Raw genomic sequence first — 12,460 nt, 5'->3', positions numbered from 1 at the left:
AAACGTCGCTATAATCCGACGCTAGCTTGCGGCGCGAGCAGCTGTTGCTATGCGACTTGGCTGCAGGCACAGAAGAAGTTGTAGTTGTAGAGCGATAATTACCGGTAATTATTGATCGCCCTTTCTGTCGTTGTTTCGCTTTCCATATTCAGTTAAGGATTGAAAAAATGAAAAAGTCTCTCCTGATCGCCTCGCTGCTGGCTGCTGTGGCTCTGGCCGCTTGCGGTAAGAAGGAAGAAGCTGCTGCTCCGGCTGCTGCTCCGGAAGCTTCGGCTCCGGCCGCTGCTGCTTCGGCTCCGGCTGCTGCTTCGGAAGCTGCCGCTCCGGCTGCTGCTGCCGCTTCGGACGCTGCTGCTTCGGCTCCGGCTGCTGCCGCAGCTTCGGACGCTGCTGCTTCGGCTCCGGCTGCCAAGCAATAATCGCGTTTCTCGCGAGACGAAAAAGCCGACCCTTGGGTCGGCTTTTTTCATTGGCGCGCGGTATAGACGATGTTCTCGATCTACGCAGCCGCCACCCCCCACCTCAAGTTGTATCTGAATCTTACAAGCAGCCCGACGCGCCCCCTAGATGATGCGCCAGGCCAGCCCCTCCTCCTGATCTGCGATCGGCACCTCGCTGATCGGCACGCCCAATACCGAAGCAATTGCCGTCGCCGCCAACGCGGGCGTGTTGTTCTGCTTGGAGAGATGCGCCGCCACGACCGTATGCAACGCGTCGTGCCGCACACGCGCGAGGATCATTCCAGCGATGTCGTTGGCCAAGTGACCGAAATCCCCGCCGATACGCTGCTTCAGTGACCACGGATACGCCGAGTTCGCCAGCATCTCGCGATCGTGATTGCACTCCAGCACCAGTGCATGCAGGTCTTGCAGATGCGCGCACAGGTATTCGGTCAACATGCCCGCATCCGTCAGCACGCCCAAGCGCCGCGCGCCGTCGTTGAAAACGAACTGCAGCGGCTCGCGCGCGTCATGCGGGACGGTGTATGGCAGGATTTGCAGATCGCCGACGCTGAAGACGTCATCGGCACGGCAAAAGCGCACAGCTGCACGATCGGCACCGCGCAGGCTGGCCGTAGCGCGATAGGTGCCGTGACTGGTCCAGACGGGGATGTTGTATTTGGCGGCGAACGCATAGGCGCTGCCGACGTGATCACCATGCTCGTGTGTGACGAGGATGGCGTTGAGGGATTCCGGCGTGCAGCCCAGGCGTTCGAGCCGGCGCACGGTTTCGCGGATGCCGAATCCGCAATCGAGCAGGATGCGCGTGCACGTCGTTCCGCTTGCGGATTCGACGAGCAGCGCATTCCCTTCACTGCCGCTGCCGAGGCTGGCGAATCTCACTGCCATCGCCAGCCCGGACAGCGTTGTTGCATGGTGCCGATTACCGCAGTTGCTCGTCGAGCAGCGACAGGATGCGCTTGCCGATGTCGCCGGTCTGGGCCGAGCCGTCGTCGTTCTGCACCAGCACGGTCGACGAGGTGCCGCTGTCCTTGACCACCACGCGGTAGCGCTTGGCGCGCTTGAGGTCTTCGATCTTCGTGCCCGAGAACAGGCGCGAGAAGAAGCCCGGCGCGTTCGCCTCAGCGCGGGTGTCAGCGTAGCGGACGAAATACACGCCTTGCGAGCGATCGCGGTCATCCACGGTGAAGTTCACGCGATCCAGTGCCAGGCCCACGGTGCGCCAGGCGCGATCGAAGGGCTCCGGCACGTTCAGCACCGGCTGGCCATTCGCTTGCGAAATCAGCGACGGGCCGGTATGCGGGCTCGGCTCCGCCTTGGTGCCGTCTTCCACCGGGTGCACAGCCTGCGTCTGCGTGAGCTTCTGCTGTGCGGCTTCCTTGCTGGCGCCCAGGCGTTGCATCAGGCGCGAGAGGAATTCGGCTTCCAGCTCCGGATCGGCCGGGCGCGGCGTCCACACGGTCTGGTCCTTGGACGAGCCGACCAGTTGCTCCTGCGCGCCGCGATGCGAGATGTAGACCTCGACCGTGCCGTTCGGGCCCTTCTCGATACGGGTGCGGAACTTGTCGCGCTCGGAGGTCGAATACAGGCCGTCGAACACCTTGCCGATGGTGCGGCGGAGGATGTCCTGCGGGATCTTCGCGCGGTTCTCGGCCCAGTCGGTTTCCATGATGCCGGTCTCGGGCGAATCGATCACCAGCAGGAAGCCCAGCTCTTGCCAGAACGTGCGCAGCTGCGGCCACACGGCGTCCGGCGTGGTCTTCACGACCAGCCAGCGCTGGTTGCCGTCGCGCTCGATGCGCATGTCGGACACGTTGGGCAGCACGGTGTCGGTGCCCGAGCCGGGCGTGGTGACCTTCGGTGCCGTCGAGGTGTAGGCCGACAGCGTGGTCGTGCCGGAATCCGGCGCGGCATAGCGGCGATCGGCCTGGACGCCGGTCAGGTCGGGCGGGACTTCAAGCGTCGGGCCCTTCTTGGCCTGCGACTTGTAGTCGATCTTGTCCGGCTGCATCACCTCATTGACGGTATCGCAACCGGAGATCAGGGCAACCGACAGCACGGCCAGCAGCAATTGAGCAGACGTCGCCACAGCCCCGCGACGGGTTTGGTGCAGTTTCATTGACTTGCGATCCTTCGGATGAGAACGATGGCTTGGAAGCCGTTGAACATCAGGAGAGCAGTCCGGCATCCAGCAAGGATGCGCGCACCACCTCGTGATACTGAGGCGCCAGCGGCGTCAACGGCAGGCGGATACCGCCTTCCATCTTGCCCATGGCTTGCAGGGCCCACTTGACGGGAATCGGGTTCGATTCGACGAACAGGTTTTTGTGCACCGACAGCAGCTGCATGTGGATGCGGCGGGCCGTCTCCACGTCGCCGCGCATGGCGGCAGCGCACAGCTCGTGCATGGCGCGCGGCGCCACGTTGGCCGTGACGGAGATGTTGCCATGACCGCCCAGCAGCATCAGCGCGATGGCGGTCGGGTCGTCCCCGCTGTAGATCTTGAACGAGGCCGGCGCGCCCTTGATCAGCTGCGCGGCGCGGTCGATGTTGCCAGTGGCCTCCTTCACGCCGATCACGCCCGGCACCTCGGCCAGGCGCAGCATGGTCTCGACCGTCATATCGGCCACGGTGCGGCCCGGCACGTTGTACAGGATGACCGGCAGGTCCACCGACTCGGCCACCTTGCGGAAGTGCAAAACCATGCCTTCCTGGGTCGGCTTGTTGTAGTACGGCACGACCTGCAGCGAGGCATCGGCGCCCACCTGCTTGGCGTAGGCCGTCAGTTCGACCGCTTCGGTGGTGGAGTTGCCGCCGGTGCCGGCGATGATGGGGATGCGCTTGTTGGCCTGCTCGACCGCGACGCGGATCAGCTCCCGATGCTCTTCCACCGACACCGTCGGGGATTCGCCACTGGTGCCGACGATGACGATACCGTCGGTGCCCTCGGCGATGTGCCAGTCGATCAGCTTGCGCAGCGACGGGAAATCAAGGCTGCCGTCTTCGTGCATGGGCGTGACGATGGCGACGAGACTGCCGGAAATCTGGATCATGGTTTCGAAAGCAGACAAAAGCGTAAACGTAAACAGTCGGATTGTACCGGAACGTCAAAGCGAATTCGCCACACACAATACCCGCCGGGCGACGGGTAAGCCCCTCGCTTTAAGCAAGTTCAAAGTGCGTAGCGCGGCGCCGTCACGCCGGGCAGCTCGCGTACCGCGCAAACCCGCTGCACATAAGCGTCTCGGGGCGATGTGACGAAGCCGTCTTCATAGCCGATCACGCGCAGGTGGCCGCCCACTGCCCCCAGCAATTCGCCTGGCATCAGCAGGAACGCAGGGTTGGACGGCTTGCCGACGGTTTCGTTTCCGAGCGCGAAGGTTTCGTAAATCAGCCGCCCACCCGGCGCGACGCAGGCCAGCAACCGCGGCCACAGCGGGCGATGCAGGTAGTTGGTGACAATCACGGCATCGAAAGTCGCCCCGGCAGGCAACGGCCACGGACCACCCTCAATGTCGGCGGCGACGGTTTCTGCAATTCCGAGAAGTCCTTCCAGCGCCCCTGCATCCCGATCAATGCCGGTCACACGCAGGCCGCGAGCGGCGAGCCAACGCGCATGCCGGCCGCTGCCGCAGGCGACATCCAGCACGCGGGCGCCGGCCGGCAGCTCGGCCGCCCAGCGCTCCACCCACGGCGAAGGCGCCACGAGCGCATGCGGGTCAAACATGGCAGCAGTCATCAACGGCGCATCAGCTGTAGGCCAGGCCCATCGCCTCGCGCACCTCGCGCATGGTCTCTTGCGTGACCTTGCGCGCGTTGTCGCAACCGTCGGCGATGATGGCGCGCAGCAGGGATGGATCGTCCATGTACTTCTGGGCGCGTTCGAGCATCGGCTGCTGCTCGCGCAGGATACCTTCGATCACGGGCTGCTTGCACTCCAGGCAGCCGATGCCGGCGCTGCGGCAGCCCTTCTGCACCCATTGCTTGGTGTCGTCGTCGGAATAGACCAGGTGCAGTTGCCAGACCGGGCACTTGTCCGGGTCGCCCGGGTCGTTGCGGCGCACGCGGGCCGGATCGGTCGGCATGGTGCGGACCTTCTTCTCGACGGTCTCCTTGTCCTCACGCATGCGGATGGTATTGCCGTACGACTTGGACATCTTCTGGCCGTCCAGGCCGGGCATGCGCGACGCTTCGGTCAGCAGCACCTGCGGCTCGGGCAGGATGATCTTGCGGGCGCCTTCCAGGTAGCCGAACAGGCGCTCGCGGTCGCCCATGGAGAGACTCTGCGATTCGGCCAGCAGCGCGCGGGCCTGCTCCAGCGCCTCGTCTTCGCCGCGCTCCTGGTAGGCGGTGCGCAGCTCCAGATACAGCTTGGCGCGCTTGCCGCCGAGCTTCTTGGCGGCTTCCAGCGCCTTCTCTTCGAAGCCGGGCTCGCGGCCGTACAGGTAGTTGAAGCGGCGGGCCACCTCGCGCGTCATCTCGACGTGCGGCACCTGGTCTTCGCCCACCGGCACGAAGCCGGCACGGTAGATCAGGATGTCGGCGGCCTGCAGCAGCGGATAGCCGAGGAAACCGTAGGTGGAGAGGTCCTTCTCCTTGAGCTTCTCGATCTGGTCCTTGTAGGTCGGCACGCGTTCGAGCCAGCCCAGCGGCGTGCCCATCGACAGCAGCAGGAACAGCTCGGCATGCTCGGGCACGCGGCTCTGGATGAACAGCGTGGCCTGCGACGGATCGACGCCGGCGGCCAGCCAGTCGATCAGCATCTCCCACACCGATTCCTCGATCACCTCGGGCGTTTCGTAGTGCGTGGTCAGCGCATGCCAGTCGGCGACAAAGAAGAAGCACGGGTATTCGGCCTGCAGCCGGACCCAGTTTTTCAGGACGCCGTGGTAGTGCCCCAGGTGCAGGGCACCGGTCGGACGCATGCCGGAAAGTACGCGGTCAGGAAACATGTGGGAGATAAAGGTAGGAACTCAGGAGAACAGCGCCTGCAGCGGACTCAGTATCCACTGCAGCAATTGAAACAGCAGCGCCATGATCGGGCGCATCCAGACATTGGTGATGACGTTGGAAATGATCAGCGCCATCACGATAAAGAAGCCGAACGGCTCAATGCGCGCCAGGCCCAGCGCTGCGCGCGGGGGCAACAGCGCGGCCAGCACGCGCCCGCCGTCGAGCGGCGGCAGCGGAAACATGTTGAACGCTGCCATCACCATATTGACCAGGATGCCGGCGCGCGCCATGCCGATCAGGAAGGCCTCGTTCACGCCGCCCACTGCCAGCAGGATGGCGAACACCCCCCAGGCAATCGCCTGCACAAAGTTGGTGGCGGGCCCGGCCAGCGCGACCCACATGCCGTGCCAGCGCGGGTCGCGCAGCCGGTCGAAACGCACCGGCACCGGCTTGGCGTAGCCAAACACGAAGGCGCCGTGGGTGGCGAAATACAGCAGCAGCGGCATCGCAATCGTGCCGATCGGATCGATATGCCGCAGCGGATTGATGCTGATCCGCCCCATCACATAGGCGGTATCGTCACCAAAATGCTTGGCGACATAGCCATGCGCCGCCTCATGCAGCGTGATGGCAAACAAAACGGGGATCGCGTAGACCGCGATGTTCTGGATCAGGGTGGGGTCCATAAGCGGGCTATTGTAGCAAGCGCGTGCGGCGGCACATGAGCCTTGCGCACCACACGTTTACAGGCCGACGCGGGCCGGATCGCCCCGCCCCTTGCGCACCAGTTCGGGCTCGCCGCCGGTCAGGTCGATGACGGTGGTGGGCTCAGCCGGGGCCGGGCCGCCGTCGATCACCAAGTCCAGCTGCTTCTCCAGGCGGGCGCGGATCGCTTCCGCCTCATTGAGCGGCTCGTCATCACCAGGCAGCTGCAGCGTAGCGGAGAGCAGCGGCTCGCCCAGCTCGGCCATCAGCGCCAGCGGGATCGCGTGGTCGGGCACGCGCAGGCCGATGGTCTTGCGCGACGGGTGCGACAGCCGGCGCGGCACCTCCTTGGTGGCTTCCAGCAGGAACACGAACGGGCCTGGCGTGGCAGTCTTCACGGCGCGGTACTGCTTGTTGTCAACGCGGGCGAAGGTGGCCAGCTCCGACAGGTCACGGCACATCAGCGTCAGGTGGTGCTTTTCGTCGATGCCGCGCACGCGGCGCAGGCGTTCGACGGCCGCCTTGTCATCCAGGTGGCAAGCGAGCGCGTAGCAGGAATCGGTCGGCAACGCGAGCAGGCCGCCAGCGCGGATGATCTCGGCCGCCTGGCGGATCAGGCGCCCTTGCGGCGTGGTCGGATGAATCTGGAAGAACTGGGACATGCGGGGCCGGTGGGGAAATGGATCGGGTGGGTGCTACGACATCCACCGGCTCCACACCGGCGTCAGGTTGGCGGGCAATGGCGGCAGTTCGCCCAACTCCACACGCCCTTCGCCGGGGCCGTGGAAATCCGAGCCACGCGAGGCCATCAGGCCATAGCGGCGCGCCACGTCGGCGTAATAGGCGTACTGGTCGGGCGTGTGGCTGCCGGTGACCACCTCGACGGCCTCGCCGCCAAGGTCCTTGAATTCGTCGAACAGCGCGCTGTGCTCGATCAGCGACAGCGTATAGCGGCCCGGATGCGCCATCACCGCGACGCCGCCCGCGCCGTGGATCCAGCCAATGGCATCGGCCAGGCGCGCCCAGCGGTGCGGTACGTAACCCGGCTTGCCGTCGCCCAGGTAGCGGTCGAACACCTCGGAGATGTTCGCGCAATGGCCGTGCTCGACCAGAAAGCGCGCGAAGTGCGTGCGCGAGACCATGTCGGGGTTGCCGGCGTAGGCCAGCGCGCCCTCATAGGCGTCGGCAATGCCAAGCTTGGCCAGCGCCGCGCTGATGTCCTCGGCGCGTGCGCAGCGGCCCGAGCGGGTGCGTTCCAGCCCCTGCACCAGTGCGGCGTTCTCCGGATCGATGCCCAGCCCGACGATATGCAGCGTGCGCCCCGCCCAGGTGACGGAAATCTCCACGCCCGGCAAGTAGTCCATGCCCAGTGACTGCGCGGCCGCGCGCGCGGCAGCCTGTCCGCCCACCTCGTCGTGGTCGGTCAGCGCCCACAGCGTCACGCCGTGGGCGGCGGCGCGGGCGGCCACCTCTTGCGGCGCAAGCAGGCCGTCCGACACCGTGGAGTGGCAGTGCAGGTCGGCGTTGATGGGGGAAGCGGCAGATAAATTCAGCATCCATCCATTTTACTGCTGCGACGCGGTATCGGGTGGCCGGCGCGCGGCGCGCGGAATATCCGCCGAATGCCCCGGAAGACCCGACTGGCCGTGCTGGCGTTGGCGGCACGGGTGTTGCAGCGCGCTATAGTGGCTCCATTGTTTCGTCCACTTCTCCTTGCCATGACTGCCCAGACCACCCTCCCCGCCGATGCCATCCAGCCGGTCGATCAGCGCATCGACGTGCTCATCGTGGGCGCCGGGCCGGTCGGCCTGTTCGCCGCGTTCGAGGCGGGCGTGCTGGGGCTGTCGTGCGTGCTGGTGGATGCGTTGGACCGCCCCGGCGGCCAGTGCACCGAGCTGTATCCGGAGAAGCCGATCTACGACATTCCCGCGCTGGTCTCGTGCACGGCACAGGAGCTGGTCGACCGGTTGATGGCGCAGTGCGCGCCGTTCGGCTACCCAATCCTGTGCAGCCGCCGCGCGGAGACGGTGGAGACGATCCCCGCCGCGCATGGCGAGCGCTTCCGCGTCACCACCAGTGCCGGCGATGTGTTCGATTGCGCCGCCGTGCTCGTCACCGCCGGCAACGGCGCCTTCGCGCCGCAGCGCGTCGCCCTGCCCGAAGCCGCCGCGCTGGAAGACCGCCACCTGCACTACGCCGTGCGCGACACCGCGCGCTTCGCGGGCAAGCAAGTGGTGGTGGCCGGCGGCGGCGATTCGGCGCTGGACTGGGCGCTGGCGCTGCGCAAGATCGCCGCGCGCGTGACGCTGGTGCACCGGCGCGAGGGCTTCCGCGCGGCCGATGCGTCGGTGGCCGAGATGCGTGCATCGGTGGCGGCCGGCGAGATGGACTTCATCGTCGGCATGATCAGCCGGCTGGACAGCACGCCCGACGGCACCCTCACCGGCGCCGCCATCCGCCAGCGCGAAGGCGAAGCCGTGCTCCCCTGCGATGAACTGATCGCGCTGTATGGGCTGGTCTCCGAGCCCGGCCCGATCGCCAACTGGGGCGTCGAGATGCGCGCAGGGCGCATCGTGGTGGAGACCACCGCGTATGAAAGCTCACGCCCCGGCGTGTTTGCCGCCGGCGATATCGCGCTGTACCCGAACAAGCAGAAGCTGATCCTGTCGGGCTTCCACGAGGTGGCGATGGCGCTGCGGCGCGCGTACCGCTATGTGAATCCCGACAAGACGCTGGTCCACATGCATACCAGCAACGATGCGGGCCTGCAGTCCAAGCTGCACGTGACGGCGGGCTGAAAGCCGATGCGCAGCGGACACGTCGTCGTCATCGGCGGCTATGGTTTCTTCGGCAGGCGGCTGGTTGAACGGCTGTCGGCGCATGCCACGCTGACGATCACGATTGCGGGGCGCTCGCTGGCGCAAGCCACTGCGCTGGCGAACGCGCTACAGCCCAAGGCGCGCGCTGCGTTGCGGGCCGTTGCCCTCGACATCCACGCAGCCGATTTCACCCGGCAGTTGCAGGCGCTGGCGCCCGACGTGCTGATCCATACCGGCGGGCCGTTCCAGGGGCAGGACTACCGCGTCGCGTATGCCTGCATCGAGACCGGTGTGCACTACATCGACCTCGCGGATGGCCGCGCCTTCGTGCAGGGCATCTCTGCGCTGAACGACGCCGCCGCGCGGGCCGGCACGCTGGTCGTGAGTGGCGCCAGCTCGGTGCCGGCGCTCTCCGGCGCAGCCATCGATGAACTGACGCGCGACATGGCAACCGTCGACACCATCGACATCGGCATCAGCCCCGGCAACCGCACCGAGCGCGGCCTGTCGACCATCCAGGCGATCCTGAGCTATTGCGGCAAGGCGCTGCCCTCCTCGCGCGCACCCGTGTATGGCTGGAGCGGCACGTGGCGGCACCGCTATCCCGCTCCGGTCGGCGAGCGGTTGATGTCGCCGTGCGACGTGCCGGACCTGGCGCTGTTTCCGCCGCGCTATCCGGGCACGCCGCACGTGCGCTTTGGCGCGGGGCTGGAGTTGCGCTTCCTCCATCGCGGCATGAACACGATGGCTGCACTGGCGCGGGCCGGGCTGGTGAAGGACTGGTCGCGCCACACCCGCTGGCTGAAGGCCGCCTCGGATTGGTTTCTACATTGGGGCTCGGACGTGGGCGGCATGCACATCCGCGTTGATGGACGCGACGCCGACGGCCGCGCGTGCAGCCGCCTCTGGCATCTGCTGGCCACCCACGGCGACGGCCCGTACGTGCCGACCCTGGCCGCGGCGGCGCTGGTCCGCCGTTTTTTTGAAGGCACGCTGCCGCAACGCGGGGCGATGCCGTGCGTCGGCCTGCTGACCCTGGCGGATTTCGCACGCGAGATCGACGGCCTGGCGATCACGATGCAGGAAGCGTCTGCATGACCGCCTCGCTCTACGAAATCGTGCTCGGCACACACTATGCGCAGTTGGCGCCGGCGGTACAGGCGTTCCACCGGCTCGCCGGCCACGTGACCCTGCACGGCGAAGTCGAAACCGAGCCGCCCGCATCGCGCTCCGCGCGCTGGCTCGCGTGGTGCATCCGCACGCCGCGCACGCCAACGCGCGGGCCGATCCGCTTCGCGCTCCACGCCACGCCCACCGAAGAAACCTGGACACGCCATTTCCCGCGCCACACGATGCGCTCCACGCTGTCGCTGCATCGGGGCCGCATCATGGAGAAGCTCGGCGCGACGCGCTTGTTCTTCGTGTTGGAAGCGGAGGCCGGCACGCTGCGGATGCACCTGCAGGGCGTGCACTTTCTCGGCATCCCCTGCCCCGCCTGGCTGCGGCCGGCGGTGGTGGCCGAGGAAACCGGCCACGGCGACCGCCTGCACTTCAACGTGCGTGCCAGCGTGCCGCTGCTGGGCGTGGTGGCGGCGTATCGCGGCTATCTGGACCTGACCACGGTGCAGGCCCAGCACCCTGTCGACTGAGGCGGACGCTCAGGCCTCGCGGCAGAATCCCTCGATCAACGCCGCCACCTGCTCGGGCTGGTCGTGGTGCAGCATGTGAGCCGCATCGGCGATCAGCACCTCGCGGAAATCCTGGAACGCGGTAAAGCGCGACTTGAACTCCGGCAGCGGCACCTCGCCAGCCAGCGCTTTCAGCGTGGGGGAGTCGACCGCCTCGACGTGCAGCACCGGCGCTGTCACGCGGCGCCAGACCTCCATCACCTCGTCCAGCCGATAGAGCTGCGGGTTGACAATCTTGTGGGCCGGATCGCCGAGGATTTCCCAGCGGCCGTCGGCGTTCTGGCGCGACCAGTGCTGGGCGAGGAAGGCGGCCTTGTCGGCAGGCAGGCGCGGGTTGGTCTTCTGCAGGCGGGCGGCCACGTCGTCGACGGTGGCGTAGGTGTTCAGGCGCGGCTTGTCCTTCAGCTCATCGAGCCAGCGCGCGTAACGGCGCGGCGCCTGCGATGCCTTGGAGGCCGGCATGCCGAAGCCCTCCAGATCGACCACGCGACGCACGCGCTCGGGCCGGATGCCCGCGTACAGGCACACCACATTGGCGCCCAGGCTGTGGCCGACCAGCGTGACCTGCCCCTCCGGCTGATAGTGATCAATGATCGCCTCCAGGTCGGCCAGGTAATCGGCGAACCAGTAGCAGTCCACGCCAGGCGCACCGGTCGGCGCGGCGGTCAGGCCATAGCCGCGCCAGTCCGGCGCGACGATGTGCCAGCGCTCGCGCAGCGCATCGACCAGGAACTGGAACGACGCCGACACATCCATCCAGCCGTGGAACAGGAACAGGATGGGCGCGCCCGGCTCGCCCCATTCGCGGATGTGGTAGCGCAAGCCGCGCACGGGCAAATAGGTGGAGCGGGAGGCGTGGCGCGTGGCCGGCAGCGTGGTGGAGTCCATGGTTTCCGTCACCGAAGAGAATCGAACGATCGTTCTTTTTCTGATGATTATAGCGATGGATGACCAACCACGTGCCGCTTAGAACGACGCTTCCAGCGCGGCGATCTCGTCGTCGTCGAAACCGGCCTGGCGACGGGCGTCAAGGTTGAACGGCCCGCGCAGGCGGGGTGCTCCGTATTGTTCGGCCAGCGCACGATAGGTCGGCAGCGGGTCCAGCCCGGCGCGGTCGCACAGCCAGCGGTACCAGCGGTTGCCCACGGCCACGTGGCCAATCTCGTCGCGCAGGATGATGTCGAGGATGCCGGCCGCGGTCAGATCGCCCGCCGCCGCCAGCTTGGCGCGGATCGGCGGCGAGGCGTCCAGCCCGCGCGCCTCCAGCGTGCGCGGCACCAGCGCCATGCGGGCGAGCGGGTCGGCGGCGGTCTTCTCGGTCATCTGCCACAGGCCATCGTGGGCGGGGTGGTCACCGTAGCGGCAATCGAGCGTGGCCAGGTGCGCGGTCAGCAACGAGAAATGCGTCGCCTCCTCCGCCGCCACGCGCATCCAGTCCCGATAGAAGGCGACCGGCATGCCGGCAAAGCGCCACACGGCATCGAGCGCGAGGTTGATGGCGTTGAATTCGATATGCGCCAGCGCGTGCAGCAGCACGGCGCGGCCATGCGGCCGGTCGATCGCGCGGCGGCGCGGCACCTCGGCGGGTGGCACCAGCAGCGGCGTATCGGGCCGGCCGGGGATGCCGGCGGCGGGCGCGAAGACCGCCTCATCCGCGCCCCAAGCTGTGTCGCTGGCGTCACGCGCGCGCTCGCCCAGGCGCAGGGTGGCGTCGACTTTGCTGGTTGGATCGGTGAGGCACAGGGCGGCCAGCGCGTCGTGGCGCAAAGACGTGGCAGGCGTCTGGATTGAGGTCATCGGCGTACAATTTGGGCTTTCCGGCATTCTATTCGAC

At 66.9% G+C, this 12,460-nt stretch carries 14 protein-coding genes; 4 read left to right on the top strand and 10 right to left on the bottom strand.

Translation table 11 applies throughout. The annotated features are described in order from the left end of the window. The first annotated feature begins 167 nt into the window (after positions 1-167). The gene (locus tag QZ609_RS05095) at positions 168-419 is read left to right on the top strand and encodes a hypothetical protein (protein ID WP_295491898.1); all 252 of its coding nucleotides are present in this window, start codon (positions 168-170) and stop codon (positions 417-419) included. A 144-nt stretch (positions 420-563) separates the two neighbouring features. On the opposite strand, the gene QZ609_RS05090 is transcribed toward QZ609_RS05095, so the two are convergent. From QZ609_RS05090 to QZ609_RS05055, 8 genes are all read right to left on the bottom strand, one after another. Beyond that, positions 564-1,349, bottom strand: a complete 786-nt coding sequence (locus tag QZ609_RS05090) for an MBL fold metallo-hydrolase (protein ID WP_295491896.1) — start codon at positions 1,347-1,349, stop codon at positions 564-566. 34 nt (positions 1,350-1,383) lie between these two features. Next, a complete protein-coding gene (gene bamC / locus QZ609_RS05085; protein ID WP_295491894.1) occupies positions 1,384-2,580 on the bottom strand; it encodes an outer membrane protein assembly factor BamC in 1,197 nt (398 codons plus the stop codon). 49 nt (positions 2,581-2,629) lie between these two features. After that, positions 2,630-3,514 carry a 4-hydroxy-tetrahydrodipicolinate synthase gene (gene dapA / locus QZ609_RS05080; protein WP_295491892.1) on the bottom strand — a complete coding sequence of 295 codons (885 nt, stop codon included), beginning with the start codon at positions 3,512-3,514 and terminating at the stop codon, positions 2,630-2,632. A 119-nt stretch (positions 3,515-3,633) separates the two neighbouring features. Then, entirely contained in the window at positions 3,634-4,200 is a 567-nt protein-coding gene (locus QZ609_RS05075) for a class I SAM-dependent methyltransferase (protein WP_295491890.1), read from the bottom strand. Positions 4,201-4,210: 10 nt separating this feature from the next. After that, positions 4,211-5,413, bottom strand: a complete 1,203-nt coding sequence (locus tag QZ609_RS05070; RefSeq protein WP_295491888.1) for a tryptophan--tRNA ligase — start codon at positions 5,411-5,413, stop codon at positions 4,211-4,213. 21 nt (positions 5,414-5,434) lie between these two features. Further along, positions 5,435-6,100: a site-2 protease family protein gene (locus QZ609_RS05065; protein WP_295491885.1), complete on the bottom strand. Its 666-nt coding sequence runs from the start codon at positions 6,098-6,100 to the stop codon at positions 5,435-5,437. Between the two features lie 57 nt (positions 6,101-6,157). Next, positions 6,158-6,781: an L-threonylcarbamoyladenylate synthase gene (locus tag QZ609_RS05060; RefSeq protein ID WP_295491883.1), complete on the bottom strand. Its 624-nt coding sequence runs from the start codon at positions 6,779-6,781 to the stop codon at positions 6,158-6,160. A 33-nt stretch (positions 6,782-6,814) separates the two neighbouring features. Beyond that, positions 6,815-7,675: a 3',5'-nucleoside bisphosphate phosphatase gene (locus QZ609_RS05055; protein WP_295491881.1), complete on the bottom strand. Its 861-nt coding sequence runs from the start codon at positions 7,673-7,675 to the stop codon at positions 6,815-6,817. Positions 7,676-7,837: 162 nt separating this feature from the next. Here QZ609_RS05055 and QZ609_RS05050 point away from each other — a divergent pair, with 162 nt between their 5' ends. Genes QZ609_RS05050 through QZ609_RS05040 form a run of 3 tightly spaced genes read left to right on the top strand, consistent with a single transcriptional unit; the run spans position 7,838 to position 10,587 of the window. Beyond that, the gene (locus QZ609_RS05050) at positions 7,838-8,917 is read left to right on the top strand and encodes an NAD(P)/FAD-dependent oxidoreductase (protein ID WP_295491879.1); all 1,080 of its coding nucleotides are present in this window, start codon (positions 7,838-7,840) and stop codon (positions 8,915-8,917) included. 6 nt (positions 8,918-8,923) lie between these two features. Continuing rightward, on the top strand, positions 8,924-10,036 hold the full coding sequence (locus QZ609_RS05045; RefSeq protein WP_295491877.1) for a saccharopine dehydrogenase NADP-binding domain-containing protein: 1,113 nt from the start codon (positions 8,924-8,926) through the stop codon (positions 10,034-10,036). Then, positions 10,033-10,587, top strand: coding sequence for a DUF4166 domain-containing protein (locus QZ609_RS05040; protein WP_295491875.1), 555 nt, complete (start codon positions 10,033-10,035; stop codon positions 10,585-10,587). Before QZ609_RS05045 ends, QZ609_RS05040 begins: the two co-directional genes overlap by 4 nt. A 9-nt stretch (positions 10,588-10,596) precedes the next feature. Here QZ609_RS05040 and QZ609_RS05035 read toward each other — a convergent pair whose 3' ends face one another. Together QZ609_RS05035 and QZ609_RS05030 are read right to left on the bottom strand one after the other, a co-directional pair. Then, the gene (locus QZ609_RS05035) at positions 10,597-11,514 is read right to left on the bottom strand and encodes an alpha/beta hydrolase (protein ID WP_295491873.1); all 918 of its coding nucleotides are present in this window, start codon (positions 11,512-11,514) and stop codon (positions 10,597-10,599) included. A gap of 78 nt (positions 11,515-11,592) precedes the next feature. Then, positions 11,593-12,423, bottom strand: a complete 831-nt coding sequence (locus QZ609_RS05030) for a ferritin-like domain-containing protein (protein WP_295491871.1) — start codon at positions 12,421-12,423, stop codon at positions 11,593-11,595. Between the last annotated feature and the right edge of the window lie 37 nt (positions 12,424-12,460).

The organism is uncultured Ralstonia sp. (assembly GCA_913056305.1).
GTDB lineage: Bacteria > Pseudomonadota > Gammaproteobacteria > Burkholderiales > Burkholderiaceae > Ralstonia.
Note: the sequence above shows the minus strand (reverse complement) of the source record. Positions and strands in the feature narration are given on the sequence as shown.